A 21846-nucleotide genomic window follows, 5' to 3' on the forward strand; every position below is an offset into this window, starting at 1 on the left:
TCGGGTCCGGTCGGGTCGGTTCTCGGTTTCGGGTTCGGTCTCAGTCTCGGGCGGCGGCCGCGAGGACGGACGCCGCGGTCGTCGCATCGTCCACCGTGACGACGAAGACCCGACCGTCGGCGCGGGCGACCTCGAGGGCCTCCCCGGCCCGAAGGACGAATCCGCGTCGCCCGTCGGCGCCGATGCGATAGCCCCAGCCGCCGAACTCGGCGAAGGGATTCACCTGGATCGCCCGCGCGCTCGCGATCTCGGCGGCGGGGATCTCGAGTCGTGGCCACCCGGCCGTCGACCGCACGCGCAGGCCCGCGGCGCTCGCTCGCACGCGGAACGTCAGGCTGCTCGCCACCAGGACGATGAGCACCAGCGCGACCGCGGCGGTGATCCACCCGCCGGCGATCCCCTGAGCAAGCAGCAGCACGCTCAGGGCGACGACGATGAACACGGCGATGCCCAGGACGATCTGACCGCCTCTGGCCACCGTCACCGACTTCATCCACACCGCCCGTTCATGGTCGGCCAGGGGAAGGGGCGCCGCCGGAGCCGTCGGCGAGCTCGCGGAGACGGGAACCGCGGGCTGCAGGAACCATCCCGCGACGGCGAGCCCGATCATGACGACGAGGAGGACGGGCATCCACGGCGTGATGTCGGCGGCATCGGCGGCGTCGGCGAGACCGCGCTGTGCGGCGGTCGTGGCCACGGCGAGCACGGCCATCATGCCTGCCGTGCCGAGACTCACTGCTCCGAGGAGCCGCGCCGTGGTCGACCAGTGGGGCTGCGGGATCGATGCCGCCTCACCCCGCTGAGGGAGTCGGTGCGAGAAGAGTGCGATGAGTGCGAACAGCAGCACGATCCCCCCGCCGAGACCCATCAGGATCGCCAGCGGAGCCCATCGCGGGCCGAAGCCGTCTGCACCGTCGGCCCCCAGTGGATGGCGGCGGGGTCGGGCACCTCGGGCAGCCACGCCAGCACGACGAGACCGGCGAGGACGAGCAGCGCGAGCGGGATGATCACGCCCACCCACCAGAAGGCGGTGCGAGCTCTGCGGATCTCAGGGGTCATGCGTCGGTCTCCTTGATGAGGGCGGCCAGGGTGGTGGGTGAGAGCCCGAGCGATGCGGCACGGGCGACGAGGGCGGCGATGTCGTGCGAGAGCTCGGCGAGGGGCGCGGCCGAGGCCGACACGACGGCCCCCCTGCCGCGACGCAGGTCGATCAGCCCCTCGTCGCGGAGCTGCTGATACGCGCGGAGCACCGTGTGGAGGTTGATCTCGAGGGCATCCGCGAGCTCGCGGGCGGCCGGAAGCCGATCGCCCGGCGTCAGGCGGCCGGTCAGGATGTCGGCCCGCACGGACGCCGCGACCTGATCGAAGAGCGGCCGAGCACTGTCGGCGTCGATTCGTATCAGCATCCTGACCCTCAATTTCTACTAGTTCTACTGAAACTATAACAAATGTCCGAACCCTCCAGTCAACTTCCTCCCGAAGAGGACCTCGTCCACACTGACTCCATGCGCATCACCCCCCGCCGCCTCGCGATCGGCATGAGCCTGTGGGCCCCGAACCTGTTCAGCGGGATCCGTATCCGCCGCTTCGCCGAGGACTGGACGCACGCGACGGTCGAACTGCACGTCAACGTCGTCACCCGCAACTACGTGAAGACGGCATTCGGCGGCTCGATGTCGGCGATGACCGACCCCTACTTCTTCATGCTCGTGATGCACCAGCTCGGGCGCGAGTACGTGGTGTGGGACACCCGTGGCGAGATCGAGTTCGTCAAGCCCGGCCGCGGGGTGCTGACGGCGGAGTTCGAGGTCAGCAGAGAGCGCGCCGCGGAGATCCGCGAGCGCGCCCACGGCGGCGCGAAGGTGCTCGAGTGGTTCGAGACCGTGATCACCGACAGCGACGGCGACGTCGTCGCCCGCGTGCGCCGAGAGGTCTACATCCGCGAGAAGAAGCGCGTCACGGCCGCCCGCGCCTGAGCCACCGCACGACACCGGCCGTTCACCGCGACCTGGCACGATGATCGGATGCCCCTCGCGCGCCGCCTGAGACTCGTCGATGCCGTCGCCATCGGCCTCGGTTCGATGATCGGGGCCGGCGTGTTCGCGGTCTGGGCACCCGCGGTGGGCGTCGCCGGCAGCGGCATCCTCGTCGCCCTCGCGATCGCCGCGCTCGTCGCCTACTGCAACGCGACCGCGTCGGCACAGCTCGCCGCCGCACATCCTGTGGCCGGGGGCACCTACGCGTATGCCCGCGCGGAGATCGGTCCGTGGTGGGGCTTCGTGGCCGGATGGAGCTTCGTGGTCGGCAAGATCGCCAGCTGCGCGGCGATGGCGTTGACCTTCGCCGCCTACGCCGCACCCGAGGGCTGGCAGGTGCCCGTCGCGGCGACGGCCGTCGTCGGTCTCGCGGCCGTCAACTGCTTCGGCGTGACGCGCACCGCGCTGCTCACCCGCATCCTCGTCGTCTGCTCGCTGCTGGGACTCGCCGTCGTCGTCGCGATCGGCCTCGGCACGGCATCCGCCGCACACCCGACCCCGCTCCCGGATGCCACCGCCTACGGAGTGCTGCAGGGCGCGGGCCTGCTGTTCTTCGCGTTCGCGGGGTACGCACGGATCGCCACCATGGGCGAGGAGGTCGTGGACCCCGCGCGGACGATCCCCCGCGCGATCGCGCTCGCCCTCGGCGGCGCCGTCGTCGTCTACACGCTGGTCGCGATCACGGTCGTCGTGGCGCTCGGCGCCGACGTCGTCACGAGCGCAGCACCCCTCGCCGACGTGCTCTCGGCGGCCGGGTGGGCACCGCTCGCGCCGATCGTCCGGGTCACGGCGGCGGCGGCCTCGCTCGGCGCCCTGCTCGCGCTCCTCACCGGGATCGGGCGCACCACGCTCGCCATGGCGCGGGAGGCGGACCTGCCCCGCGCTCTCGCGGCGGTCGACGAGCGCTGGCAGGCGCCTCGGCGGGCCGAGATCGCGATCGCGCTCATCGTGGTCGCGATCGTGCTCGTCGCCGATCTGCGCGATGCGATCGGCTTCTCATCCTTCGGCGTGCTGCTCTACTACCTGATCGCGAACGCCGCGGCGTTCCGCCAGCACGGAGACGCCAGACGGTATCCGCGAGCCCTCCAGATCGTCGGGATTGTCGGCTGCCTGCTGCTGGTGAACACGCTGCCTGTTCTGGCCTCGGCGATCGGCACGGTCGTGGTGCTCCTCGGAGTCGCCTACCGCCTGATCCGCCTCCGGCTCACCCGCTGACCGGGGTTCGGTCGATCATGCGACAGCGGATGCGGTGCCTCCCTCAGCGCGGGGTGGGGCGACGAGAGACGAGTGCCGCCTCGGCGGCGAGACAGACGGCGGGAAGCAGCGCCTCGGCCGTGCGCCGATAGCCGAGAGCGCTCGGATGGAATCGATCCATGCTGAACATCGCATCAGGATCGTCGAAGAACATCGCACCGACCGCTCGGCGGAGATCGACGGGCCTCGCCCCTGCGGCGACAGCCGTGGCGGTCTGCGCCATAGACAGCCGACGTGACATGCCGGAGACCAGTCTCCGCAGCGGCTGAGGCACAGGCCGCAGCGCACCGAGATCGGGACAGGTGCCGACGACGACCTCGGCACCGCGGCGGCGCAGTCGCAGGATCGCATCCCGCAGATGCTGCGTCGATACCGCGACCGGCAGGCGGTGCGTGACGTCGTTGCCGCCCACCACGATCACGGCGACGTGCGGAGCGTAGTCCGCCGGCAGGGCGTCGAGCTGACCCGCCAGATCGGGCGACTCCGAGCCGACGACGGCCGCCGTGCGCAGACGGACGGGACGGCCCATGCGCCGCGCCGTGCCCTTGGCGAGGCGACCGCCGAGCGTCTGCTTGCGACGCTCGGCACCGAGGCCGGCCGCGAGCGAGTCGCCGAGCACGAGCATGTCGATCGGCTCTCCGCCGAGCGACGGCCGCCAGACCCGATCGGCATCGATCGACAGCTCGCCGAGCGGTTTTCCGATGCGACGGCGGGCGACCGCGGCCTGATGCGAGAGAGCGAACCGGATGCCGGCGGCCACAGCCATGACCGCGACACCGAGCCCGGCGAGGGCGACGACGACCTGCTGTCGACTCATGCACCGATTCGAGCCGACCCGGATGAACGCCCCGTGAACGGAGCCCTGCGGCGACTCGGGACGGAGCCGCGCAGCGACTCAGGACAGCGGCTTGAGCTCCAGCTGCGCCGTGCCGGCGGCGACCGTCGCGAACTCCGTGTATCCGTCGGCGGCCGAGCGCTCGAGCAGAGCCTTCACGTTCTTCGTGCGCCGCTCCAACCGCACCCTGGCACCGGCCGCCACGAGTCCGGCCTTGTGGGTCACGAGCTCGGCGACCGGCACGTCGGCGTCGTGGATGAGCACGACCGCCCGCTCGCCGGCATCCGTCCCCGCCGTCACGAGGTCGACCAGGCGCTCGAAGCCGAGCGAGAACCCGACCGCCGGCACCTGCTGTCCGAGGAAGCGCCCGATCATGCCGTCGTAGCGCCCTCCCCCGCCCAGCGAGTACGACACCGAGGGGTGCGCGAGCTCGAAGATGGTGCCGGTGTAGTACCCCATGCCGCGCACGAGGAACGGATCGAAGACCAGGGGGATGTCGGTCGCGTCGCGGCCGACCGCGACCGCCTCTCCGATGCCGACGAGGTGCCCGACGATCTCCTCCGGTGCGTTCTCGGGCAGCGCCTTGCGGATCTGACGCTCGCCGAACGGGTTGTACTCCATGGTCTGCGGGCGGCGCAGGAACTCCTCGAACGCATCGACGGCGGATGCGGCGGCACCGCGCTCGCGCAGTTCCGCCGCGACCCCCTCGGGGCCGATCTTGTCGAGCTTGTCGATCGTGATCAGCACACCGGGGCGCTCCTCGGCGGTGAATCCGAAGCTGTCGAGCATCCAGTCGAGCGCACGCCGGTCGTTGATGCGCACGGTCGCACCCTCGAGCCCGAGCGCATCCACGGCATCGAGCGAGGCGACCATGAGCTCGGCCTCGGCGCGTGCGGAGTCGTCGCCGATGATGTCGATGTCGCACTGCACGAACTGGCGGTATCGACCCTTCTGCGGACGCTCGGCACGCCAGACCGGACCGATCTGGATGGCGCGGAACACCCCGGGCAGCTGACCGCGGTTGCTCGCGTAGAAGCGCGCGAGCGGCACCGTGAGGTCGTAGCGCAGGCCGAGGTCTGCGAGAGCCCCCTGGTCGTCGGCCGCCTCGCGGATCGCCTCGGCATCGAGGCCGCGCCGCAGCACGTTGTAGGCGAGCTTCTCGTTGTCGCCGCCGATGCCGGCGTGCAGGCGCGAGTACTCCTCGAGGGCAGGCGTCTCGATCTCGTCGAACCCGTGCGAGCGATAGCGATCGCGGATGACGGAGAGCACGCGCTCACGGCGAGCCTTGTCGGCGGGGAGGATGTCGCGCATGCCGCGCGGCGGATTCACAGTAGCCACGCCTCCATCCTTCCAGGTCGTCGGGGTGCCCTGTGGCGTCAGGCCCCGGACTCGGTGTCGTGAACCCGGGACTCGGCGTCGCGCACGTCGGCCTCGAGGGCACGAAGCCGTTCGCGCAGTGCGCGCTCGGCATCCCATCCCTCGGCGCGGGCCACCGCGACGAGACCGAGGAGCGCCTCGCCGAGCTCGGCCTCGCTCGACGGCACCGCCGCCGTGGCGCCCCCGGTCGGAACGGCGACCGGCACACCGGCACCGGCCGCTCTGCCGACGACCTTCTGCGCCAGGGCGAGGGCGGGCATCCCCGCCGGGATGCCGTCGAGCACGCTGCGCCGTGTGCGCTTCTCGGCCGCCTTCGCGGCGTTCCAGTGCACGAGCACCGCCTCCGGCGTCGTCGCGACCTCGCCGGCGAACACGTGCGGATGCCGCCGGACCATCTTCTCGGTCAGCGTGTCGGCGACGTCGTCGATGTCGAAGGGCTCATCGGGATCCTGCGCCGCGATCGCGGCATGGAACAGCACCTGCCAGAGCAGATCTCCGAGCTCTTCGCGGAGGTCGGCGCGCGTGCCGCTCTCGACCGCCTCGATGACCTCGTGCGATTCCTCGATGAGGTACGGCACGAGGTCGCGGTGGGTGATCTGCTGCGACCAGACGCACCGCTCACGGACCTCGCGCATCGTCTCGGCGGCCGCACGAAGCGAATCGCGTTGCTGCTCTGCGGTCATTGTTCCTCCTCGTAGATGCTCATGCCGTCGCACGGGCTCATGACGTCGCAGCGCCCAGGCGTCGATACGACCGCGCACGGAGCGAGACGATCACGGCCGAGAGCACGAGCGCCAGGAGCGAGCCGACCAGCACGCCCAGGATCGCCTGGTCGCGGATGCCGTCATCCGACGCGAAAGCGAGATTCGCCAGCAGCAGCGACACCGTGAACCCGATGCCGCCCAGCGCACCCGCAGCGAGGATGTCGCCGAACGGCAGCGCGGGAGCCGCCCCGCGAGGTCTGATGCGCATGGCGAGCCATCCGAACACCGAGATTCCGACGATCTTGCCGACCGGCAGCGCCACCACGATGCCCCAGAACGCCGGCGAGAGTTCGGAGAGAGCGAGGTCGGGGATCACGACGAAGGCGGCGACGAAGGCGAAGACCGGCAGGATCACGCCGTTGACCGCGGGTTCGAGGGCATGCCGTGCACGGGCCGCGGGCACCGGCGACATCACGAGACCGAGCAGGACTCCGGCGATCGTGGCATGGATGCCGGACGACGCGACGAGCCCCCAGGCGACGACGCCGACGAGCACCATCGCGACGGCGACGGCCGGGTGCCCCTGCGCATGCAGGACCCTGCTGAGCAGCCAGAACACCGCCACGGCGACGACGGCGAGCGCGAGCAGCAGCCACTGCACGTCGTGCGCGAACAGCACGGCGATGAAGACGATGCCGATGATGTCGTCGAGGATCGCGAGCGCCAGCAGGAACACGCGCACGGTCGACGGCAGCCCGCGTCCGAACATCGCGAGCACCCCGAGCGCGAAGGCGATGTCTGTCGCGGTGGGGATCGGCCAGCCCGTGACGGTCGCCGGATCGCCGGCGATGAGCAGGTAGACCGCGATCGGCACCAGCACACCGCCCGCAGCCGCGATCGCCGGCTGCACGGCCTTGCGCGGGGAGTCGAGCTCGCCGTGCGTCAGCTCGTGCCGCAGCTCGATCGCCACGACGAGGAAGAACACCGCCAGGAGGCCGTCGGAGACCCAGTGCGAGATCGACAGATCGAGAGAGGTGCCCGGCACGGCGATGTGGAAGTCGAGGACCGCGGCGAGCGCATCGTGCGCGGGGATGTTCGCCGCCAGCAGGCCGAGCCCGGCGGCGACGAGGAGCAGGACAGCGGGGAACTGCTGCCCACGGAGGGGGTTCGCGGAGATGCGCATCGCCCCCATGGTAGTTCTCCCCCTCCCGCATCCGTCCCGTCTCGTGCGTCTCGGATCGTCATGCGTTCAGAGCACCACCCCGACCCGGGATACTCTCGAACGGTGACCCCCGAACACGCCTTCCCCGAGCCCACGAACACCGAGGCAATCCGCGTCATCGGCCGCTTCGAGGCGGGCCGCGGCATTCCGGACGCGATGCGCTCCGACGTCAGGATGCTCGGCGCGCTTCTCGGCCAGGTGCTGCGCGAATCCGGCAGCGACGATCTCTTCGAGGATGTCGAGCGGCTGCGACTCGCCACCATCCAGGCCTATGACGAGGAGACCTCCGACGCCTTCCAGCGCGCGGCGGCGATCGCCGAGTCCTTCAGCATCGCCCGCGCCGACGAGGTGGCTCGTGCCTTCACGTGCTACTTCCACCTGGTCAACCTCGCCGAGGAGCACCAACGAGTGCGCGTGCTCCGCGAGCGCGCCGGGCAGCCCGCCCCGGCGACGGGCTCCGGTTCCTCGACCCACGTGGCCGACACCGTCGCCACCGCCTACGCGCAGCTGCGCACCGAGGTCGGCGATGACGAGGCGCGTCGTCGCCTGCAGGGACTGCGCTTCCAGCCCGTCTTCACGGCGCATCCGACCGAGGCGCGACGCCGCGCCGTCTCGTCGAGCATCCGTCGACTCTCGGAGCTGCTGACGCAGCACGACGCGGCGAGCGACGGCGGGGCCGAGGAGCACCGCGCCCGGCGCCGGATGCTCGAGGAGATCGACACCCTCTGGCGCACCGCGCCCCTGCGCGCACAGAAGCCCTCGCCCACCGACGAGGTGCGCACCGTCATGAGCGTCTTCGACGAGACGCTGTTCACCACGGTCCCGCACGTGTACCGCCGTATCGACGACGCCCTCCGCGGTGAGGACTCCGGGTCGAGCGAACCCGTGGTTCCGGCGTTCGTGCGCATCGGCTCGTGGGTGGGAGGCGACCGCGACGGCAACCCGTTCGTCACCGCATCGGTGACGCGCGAGGCCTCGCAGATCGCCGCGGACCACGTGCTGCGCGGACTCGAGCGCGCCCTCGAGCGCATCGGACGCACGCTCACGCTGGATGCCGACGACACGCCCCCGAGCGCCGACGTCACCGCGCTCTGGGACCGCTTCGCCGCGGCGGAGCCGCGCATGGCCGAGGAGCTCGGAGCCCGCTCGCCCGGCGAGCCGTACCGGCGCGTCCTGCTCGCTCTCGCCCACCGTGTCGGCGCGACCCGACGCGGTGACGACCAGCGCTACACGGCACCGGAGGAGCTGCTGGCCGATCTGCGCGCCGTGCAGAGCTCACTGCGGGACGCAGGCGCTCGGCGCCACGCGTTCGGCGGCGTGCAGCACCTGATCTGGCAGGTGGAGACCTACGGCTTCCACCTGACCGAGCTCGAGGTCCGCCAGCACTCGCAGGTGCACGCCACGGCGCTCGCCGAGCTCGAGGCCGGCGACGCGATCAGCGCCCAGACCGAAGAGGTGCTCGAGGTCTTCCGCGCGATCGCCGAGATCCAGCGCGACCGGGGGCTGCGGGCCGCGGGCCGCTATGTCGTCTCCTTCACGCAGGCCGCCTCCGACCTCGCGAACGTGCATCGCCTCGCGCGGCACGCACTCGGCGACGACGCTCCCGTGCTCGACGTCGTGCCGCTGTTCGAGACGTTCGCCGACCTGCAGGCGGCGCCCGAGATCCTCGCCGAGGCCGTGACGTTCCCCGAGTTCCGCGAGCGGCTGGCCGCCACCGGCAACAAGCTCGAGGTCATGCTCGGATACTCCGACTCCTCGAAGGACGTCGGCCCGGTCGCGGCGAACCTCGCACTGTACGAGGCCCAGCAGAAGATCGCCCAGTGGGCGAAGGAGCAGGGGCTCGAGCTCACGCTCTTCCACGGCCGCGGCGGCGCCCTCGGACGCGGTGGCGGACCGGCCAACTCGGCGATCCTCGCGCAGCCGCCGCACTCGGTCGACGGCCGCTTCAAGCTCACCGAGCAGGGCGAGGTCATCTTCGCGCGCTACGGCGAGCCCGCGATCGCGATGCGTCACATCGATCAGGTGGCTGCGGCGACGCTGCTCGCCTCCTCCCCCACCGTCGAGCAGCGCACGAGCGACGCGGCCGCCCGCTTCGCGGACATCGCCGCCGTCATGGACCGCTCCTCGCGCGACCGCTTCTTCTCGCTCGTGAAGGCCGAGGGCTTCGCGCCCTGGTTCGCGACCGTCACGCCGATGGAGGAGATCGGCCTGCTCGCGCTCGGGTCTCGCCCCGCACGACGCGGCCTGTCTGTCGAGTCGCTCGAGGACCTGCGCGCCATCCCGTGGGTGTTCGCGTGGACGCAGGCCCGCATCAACCTCGCCGGCTGGTTCGGACTCGGCACGGCTCTGGCCGCGGTCGGCGACGAGGCCCGGCTCATCGAGGCGTACCGGGAGTGGCCGCTGCTTCGCACCATGATCGACAACGTCGCGATGAGCCTGGCGAAGACCGACGAGCGGATCGCCCGGGAGTACCTCGCACTCGGCGATCGCGACGACCTCGCCCAGCTCGTGCTCGACGAGATGACGCTGACGCGCGAATGGGTGATCCGCCTCACCGGCGGTGTCGGGCTGCTCGAGAACAAGCCGATCCTGCAGCGCGCCGTGCAGCTGCGCACCCCCTACGTCGACGCGCTCTCGCTGCTGCAGCTGCGCGCGCTGCGTGCCCTGCGCGATCCGGCCGCCGCCGTGGGATCGGGCTCAGACGACGAGCAGCGACGGCTGCTGCTGCTCTCCGTGAGCGGCGTCGCCGCCGGCCTGCAGAACACCGGATGAGCCCCCGTCGCTGACGGGTGCCGTGCACCGGGAGCGTGAGACGTCTCACCTCCCGGTGCCCGATAGAGTGAAAAGCTCCGCCCGATCCGGCGACCCTTCACGCGACACGATCGCCTGCTTCCCATCCCCCGTCAGAAAGCTCTCTCGCGTGACCTCTTCCTCCGCCGACTTCCACCCGCTCGCCGATTCCGTGCAGCCCGTCTTCGACACCGTGCTGGCCCGCAGCCCGCACGAGCCCGAGTTCCAGCAGGCCGTGCACGAGGTGCTGCACTCCATCGCCCCGGTGGTCGAGCGCAACCCGCAGTTCCTCGACGGCGGCATCCTCGAGCGGCTCGTCGAGCCGGAGCGGCAGATCCTCTTCCGCGTCCCCTGGGTCGACGACGCCGGACGTCTGCAGGTCAACCGCGGCTACCGCATCCAGTTCTCCTCGGTGCTCGGTCCCTACAAGGGCGGGCTCCGCTTCCACCCCTCGGTGAACCTCTCGATCATCAAGTTCCTCGGTTTCGAGCAGATCTTCAAGAACGCCCTCACCGGTCAGGGCATCGGCGGCGGCAAGGGCGGATCCGACTTCGACCCGCACGGACGGTCCGACGCGGAGATCATGCGCTTCTGCCAGTCGTTCATGAACGAGCTCTACCGCCATCTGGGCGAGCACACCGACGTCCCCGCGGGCGACATCGGCGTCGGCGGTCGCGAGATCGGCTACCTGTTCGGCCAGTACCGCAAGATCACCAACCGCCACGAGTCGGGGATGTTCACCGGCAAGGGCACGGGCTGGGGCGGCGCCGAGGTGCGCACCGAGGCCACGGGTTACGGGGCCGTGTTCTTCGCGCAGGAGATGCTGGGGGTGCACGCCGACTCGCTCGACGGCAAGCGCGTCGGCGTCTCGGGGTCGGGCAACGTCGCGATCTACGCGATCCAGAAGGCCTCCCAGCTCGGCGCGACCGCTGTGACGGCATCCGACTCCTCCGGCTACGTGGTCGATGACGCCGGCATCGACGTCGACCTCCTGCGCCAGATCAAGGAGGTCGAGCGCGCGCGCATCGTCGAGTACGCGCGCCGCCGACCCAGCGCCCGCTTCATCGAGGGCGGCAGCGTCTGGGAGGTGCCCGTCGACATCGCCGTGCCGTCGGCCACGCAGAACGAGCTCGACCTCGCCGCCGCCGAGACGCTCATCGCGAACGGTGTGCGGGCGGTGTCGGAGGGCGCGAACATGCCGTGCGTCCCCGCGGCGGTCGACGCCTTCCAGGCCGCAGGCGTGCTCTTCGCGCCCGGCAAGGCCGCGAACGCGGGCGGAGTCGCGACCTCTGCGCTCGAGATGAGCCAGAACGCCTCACGTCAGCGCTGGAGCTTCGATGCCAGCGAGAACAAGCTGCGCGAGATCATGGGCGACATCCACCGCGCCGCGTTCGACGCCGCCGAGCGCTACGACGTCGCAGGCGACTACGTCGCGGGAGCGAACATCGCCGGCTTCGAGCGGGTCGCCGGCGCGATGCTCGCCCAGGGCGTCATCTGACCCTCCCCGCTCGTCGAACACGACAGAAGAGCCGCCCTCCCTCCCGGTGGGCGGCTCTTCTGCATCGCGGTTCCTCCCGAAGCCGTCTCAGGTCTCGTCGACAGGGACCTTCACGACCTTGTTGAATCCGGTCACCGCCTGGTTCTCGTCGAAGGCGACGACCTTCTTGCGGAAGCCCCTCGTGATGACGGCCAGATAGATCACGCCGAGTGCCGTCCAGATGAGTCCGCCGGTCAGCGCATCCGCGTGGAGGTTCGCCCACAGCAGCCCCGTGAGCAGCATTCCGATGCCGGGCATGACGATGTAGTTGAACACGTCGCCCGGCGTCTTGCGGCGCCCCTTGCGCACCGCGAACCAGGCGATCACCGAGATGTTCACGAAGGTGAACGCGATGAGTGCCCCGTAGTTGATCCATGCCGCGATCAGCTCGAGGGTGAACGGGATCGCGAGCAGCGAGATCGCACCGACCAGCACGATGTTGAACGTCGGCGTGTGCGTGCGCGGGTTGATGTAGCCGAAGGCCCGCTGCGGGAGCACGTTGTTGCGTCCCATCACGAGCAGCATGCGCGAGACCGAGGCGTGCGAGGCGAGGCCCGATGCGAGGGTCGCGCAGAATCCGGCGGCGGTCAGCACCGCCATGAGCACGTCTCCACCGACGAGTCCGCCGATGATCGGCAGCGTGGAGTCCTCGACGAACTGCATGTCTCCCCCGGGCGCGAACTCGTTCCAGTCGGGGAATCGCAGCTGGGTGACGTACGCGGCGATGAGGAAGATCGCGCCGCCCAGCAGCACGGTGAGGAGGATCGCCTTCGGCATGATCTTCGGATCCTTCGCCTCTTCCGCGTACATCGTCACGGCGTCGAAGCCGATGAACGAGAAGCAGACGATCGTGGCGCCCATGAGCACCGCGCCGATCGTCGCACCGTCGTGGATGAAGGGTGCGGCGGAGGCGATCGTGGACGCGCCCTCGCCGCGCATGAGCTGCGCGACGACCATGACCACGAACACCGCCATCACGACGATCGAGAACACGAGCAGGATCATGTTCATGTTCGAGGTGCCGCGCATGGTCATGTAGATGATCGACGTGACGAGGATGCAGTAGAGCACGACCCAGATCCACCCGGGGATGTCGGGGAACAGCGCCTCGAGGTAGCTGCGGATGATGAGGCAGTTGACCATCGGCAGGAGCACGTAGTCGATGAGCGAGGTCCACCCCACCATGAATCCCAGGTTCGGGTGGATGGACTCGCGCACGTAGGTGTACGCGGACCCGGCGCTCGGGATGGCGCTGGAGATCTTGCCGTAGCTGATGGCGGTGAACACCATCACGACGAGCGCGACGAGATATGCGGCGGGAACGACGTTGTCGGTGTCGCGGGCGACCATGCCGAACGTGTCGAAGACGACCGTCGGCGTCATGTAGCCGAGACCGAGTCCTACGATCGCCCACAGGCCGAGGTTGCGCCGGAGCGTTCCTCCGCCCTGCGCCAGCGGCTTCGTCTTGGTGGCCATGTGCACTCCTTCGAGAACAGCAGCGGGGCCGGACCTCGGGTCATCCGGCTCTGTGAGCAACAGTATGGACCCGTGCTATTCCTCAGCGGAAGAGGCATTCCCATTCGAAATGCGCATTTAACATGACCGATTCGCGCGCTTTTCGAAGGCAGCGATCACCACCCTTCGCGCAGCACCCTGTCGAGCATCGCGACCACGTGGTCGGCGCTCTCGGCCGTGAGGCACAGGGGCGGTTTGATCTTGAGGACGTTCGACCGCTCCGACGTCGTCAGCACGATCACCCCGAGCTCGCGCAGCCGCTCGCAGATCGCGGCCGCCTCCGCATCCGCCGGCTCGAGAGTCTCCCTGTCGCGCACGAGCTCGACTCCGAGGTAGAGCCCCGCCCCGTGCACGGGGCCGACGAGCTCGTGCCGGTCAGCCAGCTCGCGCAGACCGTCGGCGAGACGTGTTCCGATCTCGAGGGCGTTGCGCTGCACGTCGTCGGCGATCATGGCGTCGAGCACCGCGAGCCCGACCCGGCAGCTGAGGGTGCTCCCACCCGCCGACGAGAAGAACTGCCCCTGACTGCTCAGGGCATCGGCGATCCGCTTCGACGTGATGACGCCGCCGATCGGGAACCCGTTGCCCATGGGCTTGGCGACGGTCACGATGTCGGGCACGGCGCCGGACTGCTCGAACCCCCAGAACGTCGACCCCATGCGACCGAAGCCCACCTGCACCTCGTCGGCGATGCACAGACCGCCCCGCGCGCGCACACGGTCGTAGGCGCCGGACAGGTACCCCTCGGGGAGCAGCACGCCACCCGCATTGCCGAGCACCGATTCGCACAGGAACGCGGCGACATCCCTCCCCTCGTCGGCGAGGCGATCGAGGTCGTGGTCCAGGTCGGCGAGATATCGATCGGCGGTCGCGTGCCCGCGGTAGGTGCCGCGGAAGGCATTCGGCACATCGGCGACGTGCACCCAGTCGGGCCGGGACTCGAGCGCGTGCGGATTGTCGTAGGCGCTGGTGGTGACGGCATCGCTCGCCATGGTCCAGCCGTGATACGCCTCGCGCAGCGCGACGACGGTGCGGCGACCGGTAGCCGCCTGCGCGAGGCGAAGGGCGAGATCGACGGCCTCGGAACCGCTGTTCACGAGCAGCACGGTGTCGAGCCCGCTCCCCTGCGGCATGAGAGCGACGAGACGCTCGCTGTACTCGGCGAGGTCTCGGAAAAGGAACCGGGAGTTGGTCGCGAGCGTGCGAAGCTGGCGGTCGGCCGCCGCGGCGATCGCGGGGTGCCCATGACCGAGGCCCGCGACGTTGTTGACCATGTCGACGTGGCTGCGACCGGTCGTGTCGATGAGGTGGTGACGCCAGCCGCGCTCGATCTGCGGCGGGTGCTCGTAGTAGCGCTCCTGCGCCTCGGCGAAGATGCGCTCGCGACGCGCGAGCTCATCGGCCGACTCGTCTCGTCGCGCCTGTGACGGGAGGCCCAGCAGCGGGGCCGGATCCGCAGACAGACGCGCCCAGGCGGTCACGCGCTCGGGCGTGACGAGGCGCGCGCGGTCGGAGAGCTCGTCGTGACCGGGCGCGTCGTCGCGCCGCACCGACAGGACGACGGTTCGCCTGTCGAACGACGCGGCGAGCTTGCCGATGTTCTCTCCGGCGTCGACGCGGGCGGAGCGCACCGGCTCGAGCTCGGCGGCGCGCATCTCGACGACCCAGCCGTCGTCGGTCGCGATGCGGACCCGCTCGCCCATCACCGACATCTCGCCGGCCACGGGAGCGAGCAGCCGCGATGACGGCCCCGGGGCGATGTGCAGCTCGGTCTCCACGGGCCAGGTGGCGGCGGGGTCGGCGGTGTCGACGGCGGTGCGGGTGAGGCGGAAGACGCCGTACGGCATCACCGCCACGCGGGCGCCGGCGGAGAAGGCCGTCTCGATGAGGGTGTTCTCGGCGTCGGCGAGCATCCAGCGCCCGGCATCCAGCGCGTCGGCCTCGACGCCGGCGTCGATCACGCTCAGAGGTCCGCTCACGTCGGGCAGGAAGCCGATGACCTCGCCGGAGAGCGCCGGCGCATCGAACGTCCGCGCCTCGAACCCGAGACGGCCAAGCACGTGCTCGGTCGCCTCGACGAGGGGCAGCGCCGTGGCTCCCTCGAAGATCGCCTGCTCCCCCGCGATGCGCTCGCGGGCGTAGTCGTTGTCGCCGTCGATCTCGAGCTGCCGCCAGCCACTCGCCACGAGCAGCGCGGCCCGAAGCACGATCAGCGGCCAGACGGCGAGCGCCTCGTCGCGGCTGAGCGGCGCCCCCGCGTGGAAGGCCACGACCGTGTCGACGACCCGCAGCGGCCGATCGGGCTCGTGATGCAGCATCGACGAGGCGCAGACCGCCAGCTCCGCCACGCGCCATCCGAGGCCGAGGTCGCCCAGATCCAGCACGGTGCGCGGATGCAGTCTCGCGTCGGCGCCCCGTGCCCCCATGACGTTGTCGTCGGTGAGGTCGCCGTGGATCGGCTGCACCGGAAGGGCATCGACCACCAGCGACACGGCGGCCCAGGCCTCCTCGGCGGCCGTGAGCACCCTGCGCCGCAGCACCGGCTCGCCGATCGCGGGGGCGAGTGCACGGACCTGCTCGTGAGTCACGCGCATGTCCCACATCTGTTCGCGATCGAGTCCCGGATGCTCGATCGAGGCCAGGGCGTTCACGGATGCCGCGGCGAGCGCGCCGAACTCCGCGAGCACGACAGGGGCGAGGTACCCGGCGTCGACCAGCTCCTCTCCCTCGGCGAACTCGCTGCGCCGCACCGCGAACCCACGCCACCGCTGCGTCAGCGCACCGTCGAGACCCGGCAGCACAGCGGGGACGGGCACGCCCGCCGCGCGATAGGCCTCGAGCGCCAGGTGCTGGGCATCGCGGGCCTCGTCGCCGAACACCGGATTGTCCACCCGCAGCACACTGCGTGATCCGTCCGGCTCGGTCAGCACGAAGTTCCGGTCCTGGTTGCTGCCGAGCTCGGTCGCCTCCACCTCGATGCCCCAGAGCTCACGCGCGATCAGCGCGGCATCCGCCGCGCTCACCTCGGGACGCACGAGTCCTGCGCCGGCACTCACTCGCGACCCGCCGCGCCGTCGGCGAGGTCGGCACGGGCGCCGTCGGCCTGCGCACCGTCCACCCGCACGTCGTCGGCATGCCGGGCGAGCGAGGTGCCGTAGCGCTCGGTCAGCTGCACCATCAGATCAGGGGTGTCCCGGTCGACGCCGAACACATGTCCGGGGAAGTCGAGTTCGGGCTGGGCAGCCGCGATCTCTTCGTCGCGATCGGGCGACAGCAGCTGCACCGGGTCGCCGACCGCGACCCACCCGATCGGCACGACGGTGCCGGCGGCGAGCACGGCACGCCGGTGCACGATCGCGTTCACGCGCACCTCGCAGCGATCGCCGACCAGCGCACCGTTGAAGACCCTGGCACCGGAGGCGAGGAACACCTCCTCGCCGACCGTGGCCCCGGCGATGCTCGCGAGCGTGCCCACCAGGGTGTGCGACCCGATGTGCACGGCGTTCGCCGCGGTCGCGCGGATCAGGGCGTTCTCCATCACGATGACGTGCTCTCCGATGACGATGGGGCCGCCCTCCGCCGTGATCACGGCGCCGTGCAGCACCTGGCAGTGCGGGCCGATCTCGACGTCGCCGGAGACCACGGCGGTGGGAGCGACGACGGCGGTGTCATGGATCCGGGGCCGAGCCCCGAGGTGCTCGTACAACATGACGCCAGCGTAGCGCCGTCACGGTCGCGGCGAGAGGCTCACTCCTTGGTCGCCGCGCGACCTCTCAGCAGGCCGACGACCGCGGTCGCGACGAAGAGCACGATGCCCACGACCGCCAGCCACAGCAGGCCCTCGACCAGGAAGCCGAAGACCGAGAGGCACGCCCACACCACGAGGAGGAGGATCAGAAGAATCCACATGCCTGGAGCATGCGCGCGGCGCTCCCGACAGCACACCCCGTTGACGCACGCGCCGGAAGTGAGTAGCGCACGCCCTGCTACGCTGTCGCCCATGCAATGCAGGTGACTCGATCTCCCTCCCGCCTCCGGCCGCCGTTCGGCGCGCCCACGGCATCCTCGATCGAAAGGCTCACCCATGCACTCCGCCGACCTCCCGCTCTTCGGACGCACCGCGCTCGTGACCGGCGTCTCCCGCCGACGCGGCATCGGATTCGCGACCGCGACCACCCTCGCCGCTCTCGGCGCGAACGTGTTCATCCACCATTTCCGCCCGCACGATCTCGATCACCCGTGGGGCGGCGACGACCTCGATGCGGTTCGCGCCGGCATCCGCGACGCTCTCGCATCGGGAGCCGTCATGGGCGATGCCCCGGCGGATCTGCGTGACCCCGAGAGCATCGAACCGCTGCTCGACGCGGCGACGGACCTGTCTGGCCGACTCGACATCGTCGTCTGCAATCAGGCGATGAGCGGCGGTGACGGCACGATCTTCGACATGACGGCCGACCGCCTCGACGCGCACTGGCAGGCGAACGCGCGCGCCTCGCTTCTGCTGACCGCCGGGTTCGCCCGGCGCCGTCGCCAGGAGCTCGGGGGCGACGTCACGCCGACCGCCCGGCCCGGTGACAGCATCCCCTCGCTCGGCCCGTTCGAGAAGCCCACGGGCCACGTCGTCTGGATGACGTCGGGGCAGATCCACGGAGCGATGCGCGGCGAGATCTCCTACGCGACGAGCAAGGCCGCACTGGCGGGCATCACCCGGGCGACGGCGGCCGAGCTCCTCGACGTGGGGATCGTGCTGAACACCGTCAACCCCGGGCCTGTGAACACCGGGTACCTCGATGCGGAGACGACGGATCGAGATCTGTCCGGCGTCGACGAGTGGATCTCCGGGACCCCGTTCGGTCGCGTCGGTCGCCCCGACGACCCCGCGCGGCTGATCGGCTGGCTGTGCACCGACGCCGGGTCGTGGGTGGTCGGGCAGGTGCTGACCACGGACGGCGGATTCTCGCTGTAGCGGGTCACCCGCTCACTCGGCCGTGACCGGCTCGGGGAAGATCGCGGTGAACAGCTGACCGACCCACTGGAGAAGCTCCGCATCCGGCAGGGGCTCGACGCCGACGCCGATCGCCGCGGGAACCGTGGGCATCGGCACGACGAGCGCCTCGCCGCCTGCCACCAGCTTCGCCTTCGGGTAGAGCCGCTGCAGGCGCACCTTGATCGAATCCTCGAGCCGGGCGGGCGCGATGCGGAGGTTCGACCCCATCACGACGACGTCGGAGAGCCCCGCCCGAGCGGCGCGGCGACGCAGTCGGGCGACCGCGATCAGGCCCTCGACGTCTTCCGGCGGAGTGCCGTACCGGTCGGTCAGCTCGTCGATGACCAGGTCGATCGCGTCGTCCTTCGCCGTCGCGCTCGAGGCCGCCGAGAGCTTCTGATACGCCTCGAGACGCAGCCGCTCGCTGTCGATGTAGTACTCGGGGATGCGCGCTTCCAGGGGCAGCTCGAGTCGGAGCTCCTGACCGGAGTCGACGTCCTCGCCTCGGAAGGTCGCGACGGCTTCGCCGATCATGCGGAGGTAGAGATCGAATCCCACGCCCGCGATGTGACCCGCCTGCTCGCCCCCGAGCAGGTTTCCCGCCCCACGCAGCTCGAGGTCCTTGAGCGCGACCTGCATGCCGGAGCCGAGATCGTTGTTGACCGCGATCGTCTGCAGCCGGTCGGCCGCGGTCTCACTGAGCGGCTTCATCTCGTCGTAGAGGAAGTAGGCGTAGGCGCGCTCGCGTCCTCGTCCGACACGTCCGCGCAGCTGATGGAGCTGGCTGAGGCCGTACTTGTCGGCACGGTCGATGATGATCGTGTTCGCGTTGGAGATGTCGAGACCGGTCTCGATGATCGTGGTCGAGACGAGCACATCGAACTTGCGCTCCCAGAAGTCGTCGACGACCTGCTCGAGCGCGTGCTCGCCCATCTGCCCGTGGGCCACCGCGATGCGCGCCTCCGGCACGAGCTCGGCGAGTTCGGCTGCGACGCGCTGGATGGACTGCACCCGGTTGTGCACGAAGAAGACCTGGCCCTCGCGGAGGATCTCGCGCCGGATCGCCGCGGTGATCTGCTTGTCGCTGCGCGGTCCGACGAACGACAGGATCGGATGCCGGTCCTCCGGCGGCGTCGCCAGCGTCGACATCTCGCGGATGCCGGTGACGGCCATCTCGAGCGTGCGCGGGATCGGGGTCGCGCTCATGGCGAGGATGTCGACGTTCATCTTCATCTTCTTGAGCGTGTCCTTGTGCTCGACGCCGAAGCGCTGCTCCTCGTCGATGATCATCAGCCCCAGGTCTTTGAACATGACCTGGTCGGTGAGGATGCGGTGGGTGCCGATCACCATGTCGACCGTGCCGTCGAGCAGCCCGTCGAGCGTCAGACGCGCTTCCTTGTCGGTCTGGAAGCGCGAGAGCGGCCGCACCTTGACCGGGAACCCGGCGAACCGCTCGGTGAAGGTCTCGAGGTGCTGCTTCACGAGCAGCGTGGTCGGCACGAGCATCGCGACCTGCTTGCCGTCCTGGATCGCCTTGAACGCCGCACGGACGGCGACCTCGGTCTTGCCGAAGCCGACGTCGCCCGAGAGCAGGCGATCCATCGGGATCGGCCGTTCCATGTCGGCCTTGATCTCGTCGATGGTCTGCAGCTGGTCGAGTGTCTCGGCGAACGGGAACGCCTCTTCGAGCTCACGCTGCCAGGGGGTGTCGGGTCCGAACGCATGCCCCTTGGCGCTCATCCGCGCCGAGTAGAGCTTGACGAGTTCGACCGCGATGTCGCGCACGGCCTTGCGGGCCTTGCCCTTCGCCTGCGACCAGTCGCTGCCGCCCATCTTCGACAGGGTCGGCCCCTCACCGCCGACGTACTTCGAGAGCAGGTCGAGCTGGTCGGTGGGCACGAACAGCTTGTCGCCCGGGTAGCCGCGCTTCGACGGCGCGTACTCGAGCACGAGATAGTCGCGCGTCGACTTGGTCGCGTTGCGGCCGCCGGTCGACACCTCGCGCTGCGTCATCTCGACGAACCGGCCGATGCCGTGCGTGTTGTGCACGACGAAGTCGCCCGGCTTGAGCTGCAGCGGGTCGACGACGTTCTTCCGACGCGACGCGAGCTTCTTGACGACGCGCTGGTCGCCGCCGATCGTGCGCCCGTAGAACTCGTTGTCGGTGAGGACCGCGAGCTTGGCCTCGGGGATCTGGAATCCGGCCTCGACGGATCCGGTCACGAGCGTCGCGACGCCCGTGACCGGTGCGTCGTCGAGCCTGTCGACGATGCGCGCCGCGACACCGCGATCGGAGAGGACGTCGCGTGCCCGGTCGACGAGACCGGCGCCCGCGGCGATGACGACCACGCGCCATCCCTCAGCGACCTTGGCGTCGACGAACGAGATCGCGCCGTCGACGTTCCCGTGGAACGACGGGATGACGGAGGCGTCGATGGTCTCGGCATCCTCGCCGCCCATCACGAACGGGCTCAGCCGCCACCAGACGCCGCCGCGGTCGCGCACGACCTCGCGCAATCGGGCGATCGTGAGGAAGTCACCGGCGCCGAGGTCGATCGGCGCCGAGGCACCGGAGGTCGCCGCGCTCCACGCGGCATCGAGGAACTCGCGGTTCGTCTCGCCGAGGGTGATGGCTCGGGCGCTCGAGCGCTCGGGGTCGACGACCGCGGTCGCGCTGCCCTCGGGCAGATACTCGGCGAGCGACTTGAGCGGACCGGAGACCGCCGGGAGCAGCGACTCCATGCCCTCGACGGGGATGCCCTCGGACATCTTCTCGAGCATGCCCGCGATGGCAGGGAAGCCGCCGATCAGAGCCCTCGCGCGATCGCGCACGTCGGGAGTCAGCAGCAGCTCGCGGCTGGGCGGAAGATCGACGCCGGTGACGTCGCCGGGGAGCGAGCGCTGGTCGGCGACCGAGAACGCGCGGATCTGATCGACCTCGTCGCCGAAGAACTCGACGCGGAACGGATGCTCCGAGATCGCGGGGAAGACGTCGAGGATGCCCCCGCGGACCGCGAACTCGCCTCGTCGCGACACCATGTCGACGCGGGTGTAGGCGCGCTCGACGAGCTGCTCGACGACGCGGTCGAGCTCGTGCCCCCGGGTGCCGGCACGCAGCTCGAGCGGGGCGATCTCGCCGAGATTGCCGGCGATCGGCTGCAGCGCCGCCCGCACGGACGCCACCACGACCAGCGGATGCTCTCCGGACCAGTCCGCGACACGGCGGAGGGTCTGCAGACGCTGGCCGACCGTGTCGGGGCTCGGGCTGAGCCGCTCGTGCGGGAGCGTCTCCCACGCGGGGAAGGTCAGGATCTCGGCGTCGGGGATGTACGCGCCGAGCGCCGCGGCGAGACTCTCGGCCCGCCGACCGGTCGGCACGACGGTGAGCAGCGCGGCGGGATGCCCGGCGGCGCGGCGCTTGTCGAGCAGCCCGGCGAGCGCCGGGGCGTCGAGACCGTCGACGAGGCCCAGATCGGCATCGGTCTGCGCCCAGCTGAGGGCGTCACGAAAAAGAGACGCCTCTTCCAAGGCGCGCAGAATCCCCGGAACAGTCACCGGACAAGCCTAGCCGCGGCCACCGACACCGGCC

The 21846-nt window shown here is 70.3% G+C and carries 17 protein-coding genes; 5 read left to right on the forward strand and 12 right to left on the reverse strand.

Translation table 11 applies throughout. From position 1 onward, the window contains the following. Positions 1-40: 40 nt before the first annotated feature. The 3 genes from HWD99_RS16940 to HWD99_RS16950 are packed head-to-tail and all read right to left on the reverse strand — an operon-like array spanning position 41 to position 1406. On the reverse strand, positions 41-868 hold the full coding sequence (locus HWD99_RS16940; RefSeq protein WP_241797357.1) for a DUF1648 domain-containing protein: 828 nt from the start codon (positions 866-868) through the stop codon (positions 41-43). After that, a complete protein-coding gene (locus HWD99_RS16945) occupies positions 868-1059 on the reverse strand; it encodes a hypothetical protein (protein WP_241797358.1) in 192 nt (63 codons plus the stop codon). The genes HWD99_RS16940 and HWD99_RS16945 overlap by 1 nt, the downstream gene beginning before the upstream one ends. Beyond that, a complete protein-coding gene (locus HWD99_RS16950; RefSeq protein ID WP_241797359.1) occupies positions 1056-1406 on the reverse strand; it encodes a GntR family transcriptional regulator in 351 nt (116 codons plus the stop codon). Before HWD99_RS16950 ends, HWD99_RS16945 begins: the two co-directional genes overlap by 4 nt. A gap of 99 nt (positions 1407-1505) precedes the next feature. Between HWD99_RS16950 and HWD99_RS16955 the strand changes: the two genes are divergently transcribed. Together HWD99_RS16955 and HWD99_RS16960 are read left to right on the forward strand one after the other, a co-directional pair. After that, positions 1506-1976, forward strand: a complete 471-nt coding sequence (locus tag HWD99_RS16955; protein ID WP_241797360.1) for a DUF4442 domain-containing protein — start codon at positions 1506-1508, stop codon at positions 1974-1976. 48 nt (positions 1977-2024) lie between these two features. Next, positions 2025-3251 carry an APC family permease gene (locus tag HWD99_RS16960; RefSeq protein ID WP_241797361.1) on the forward strand — a complete coding sequence of 409 codons (1227 nt, stop codon included), beginning with the start codon at positions 2025-2027 and terminating at the stop codon, positions 3249-3251. Positions 3252-3294: 43 nt separating this feature from the next. Here the strand turns inward: HWD99_RS16960 and HWD99_RS16965 are convergent, their stop codons facing one another. The 4 genes from HWD99_RS16965 to nhaA form a co-directional block, all read right to left on the reverse strand. After that, entirely contained in the window at positions 3295-4107 is an 813-nt protein-coding gene (locus tag HWD99_RS16965; RefSeq protein ID WP_241797362.1) for an SGNH/GDSL hydrolase family protein, read from the reverse strand. A gap of 78 nt (positions 4108-4185) precedes the next feature. After that, positions 4186-5436 (reverse strand): HisS family protein, encoded by a 1251-nt coding sequence (locus tag HWD99_RS16970; protein ID WP_241797409.1) that lies wholly within the window; start codon positions 5434-5436, stop codon positions 4186-4188. Positions 5437-5501: 65 nt separating this feature from the next. After that, on the reverse strand, positions 5502-6185 hold the full coding sequence (locus HWD99_RS16975; protein WP_241797363.1) for a MazG family protein: 684 nt from the start codon (positions 6183-6185) through the stop codon (positions 5502-5504). A 37-nt stretch (positions 6186-6222) separates the two neighbouring features. Further along, the gene (nhaA, locus tag HWD99_RS16980; protein ID WP_241797364.1) at positions 6223-7389 is read right to left on the reverse strand and encodes a Na+/H+ antiporter NhaA; all 1167 of its coding nucleotides are present in this window, start codon (positions 7387-7389) and stop codon (positions 6223-6225) included. A 102-nt stretch (positions 7390-7491) separates the two neighbouring features. Here nhaA and HWD99_RS16985 point away from each other — a divergent pair, with 102 nt between their 5' ends. Together HWD99_RS16985 and gdhA are read left to right on the forward strand one after the other, a co-directional pair. After that, positions 7492-10200, forward strand: coding sequence for a phosphoenolpyruvate carboxylase (locus tag HWD99_RS16985; protein WP_241797365.1), 2709 nt, complete (start codon positions 7492-7494; stop codon positions 10198-10200). Positions 10201-10348: 148 nt separating this feature from the next. Then, the gene (gdhA, locus tag HWD99_RS16990; RefSeq protein ID WP_241797366.1) at positions 10349-11716 is read left to right on the forward strand and encodes an NADP-specific glutamate dehydrogenase; all 1368 of its coding nucleotides are present in this window, start codon (positions 10349-10351) and stop codon (positions 11714-11716) included. Between the two features lie 87 nt (positions 11717-11803). On the opposite strand, the gene HWD99_RS16995 is transcribed toward gdhA, so the two are convergent. The 4 genes from HWD99_RS16995 to HWD99_RS17010 form a co-directional block, all read right to left on the reverse strand. After that, the gene (locus HWD99_RS16995; protein WP_241797367.1) at positions 11804-13231 is read right to left on the reverse strand and encodes an APC family permease; all 1428 of its coding nucleotides are present in this window, start codon (positions 13229-13231) and stop codon (positions 11804-11806) included. A gap of 155 nt (positions 13232-13386) precedes the next feature. After that, positions 13387-16326 (reverse strand): aminotransferase, encoded by a 2940-nt coding sequence (locus tag HWD99_RS17000; RefSeq protein WP_241797368.1) that lies wholly within the window; start codon positions 16324-16326, stop codon positions 13387-13389. Further along, entirely contained in the window at positions 16323-16979 is a 657-nt protein-coding gene (locus HWD99_RS17005) for a gamma carbonic anhydrase family protein (protein ID WP_241797369.1), read from the reverse strand. The genes HWD99_RS17000 and HWD99_RS17005 overlap by 4 nt, the downstream gene beginning before the upstream one ends. Positions 16980-17017: 38 nt before the next feature. Then, positions 17018-17179 carry a hypothetical protein gene (locus tag HWD99_RS17010; protein WP_241797370.1) on the reverse strand — a complete coding sequence of 54 codons (162 nt, stop codon included), beginning with the start codon at positions 17177-17179 and terminating at the stop codon, positions 17018-17020. 175 nt (positions 17180-17354) lie between these two features. Here HWD99_RS17010 and HWD99_RS17015 point away from each other — a divergent pair, with 175 nt between their 5' ends. Further along, positions 17355-18236: an SDR family oxidoreductase gene (locus HWD99_RS17015; RefSeq protein WP_241797371.1), complete on the forward strand. Its 882-nt coding sequence runs from the start codon at positions 17355-17357 to the stop codon at positions 18234-18236. A gap of 12 nt (positions 18237-18248) precedes the next feature. On the opposite strand, the gene mfd is transcribed toward HWD99_RS17015, so the two are convergent. Then, on the reverse strand, positions 18249-21812 hold the full coding sequence (gene mfd / locus HWD99_RS17020; protein ID WP_241797372.1) for a transcription-repair coupling factor: 3564 nt from the start codon (positions 21810-21812) through the stop codon (positions 18249-18251). Positions 21813-21846 lie beyond the last annotated feature (34 nt).

This window comes from Microbacterium sp. C5A9 (assembly GCF_022627955.1).
Taxonomy (GTDB): domain Bacteria; phylum Actinomycetota; class Actinomycetes; order Actinomycetales; family Microbacteriaceae; genus Microbacterium.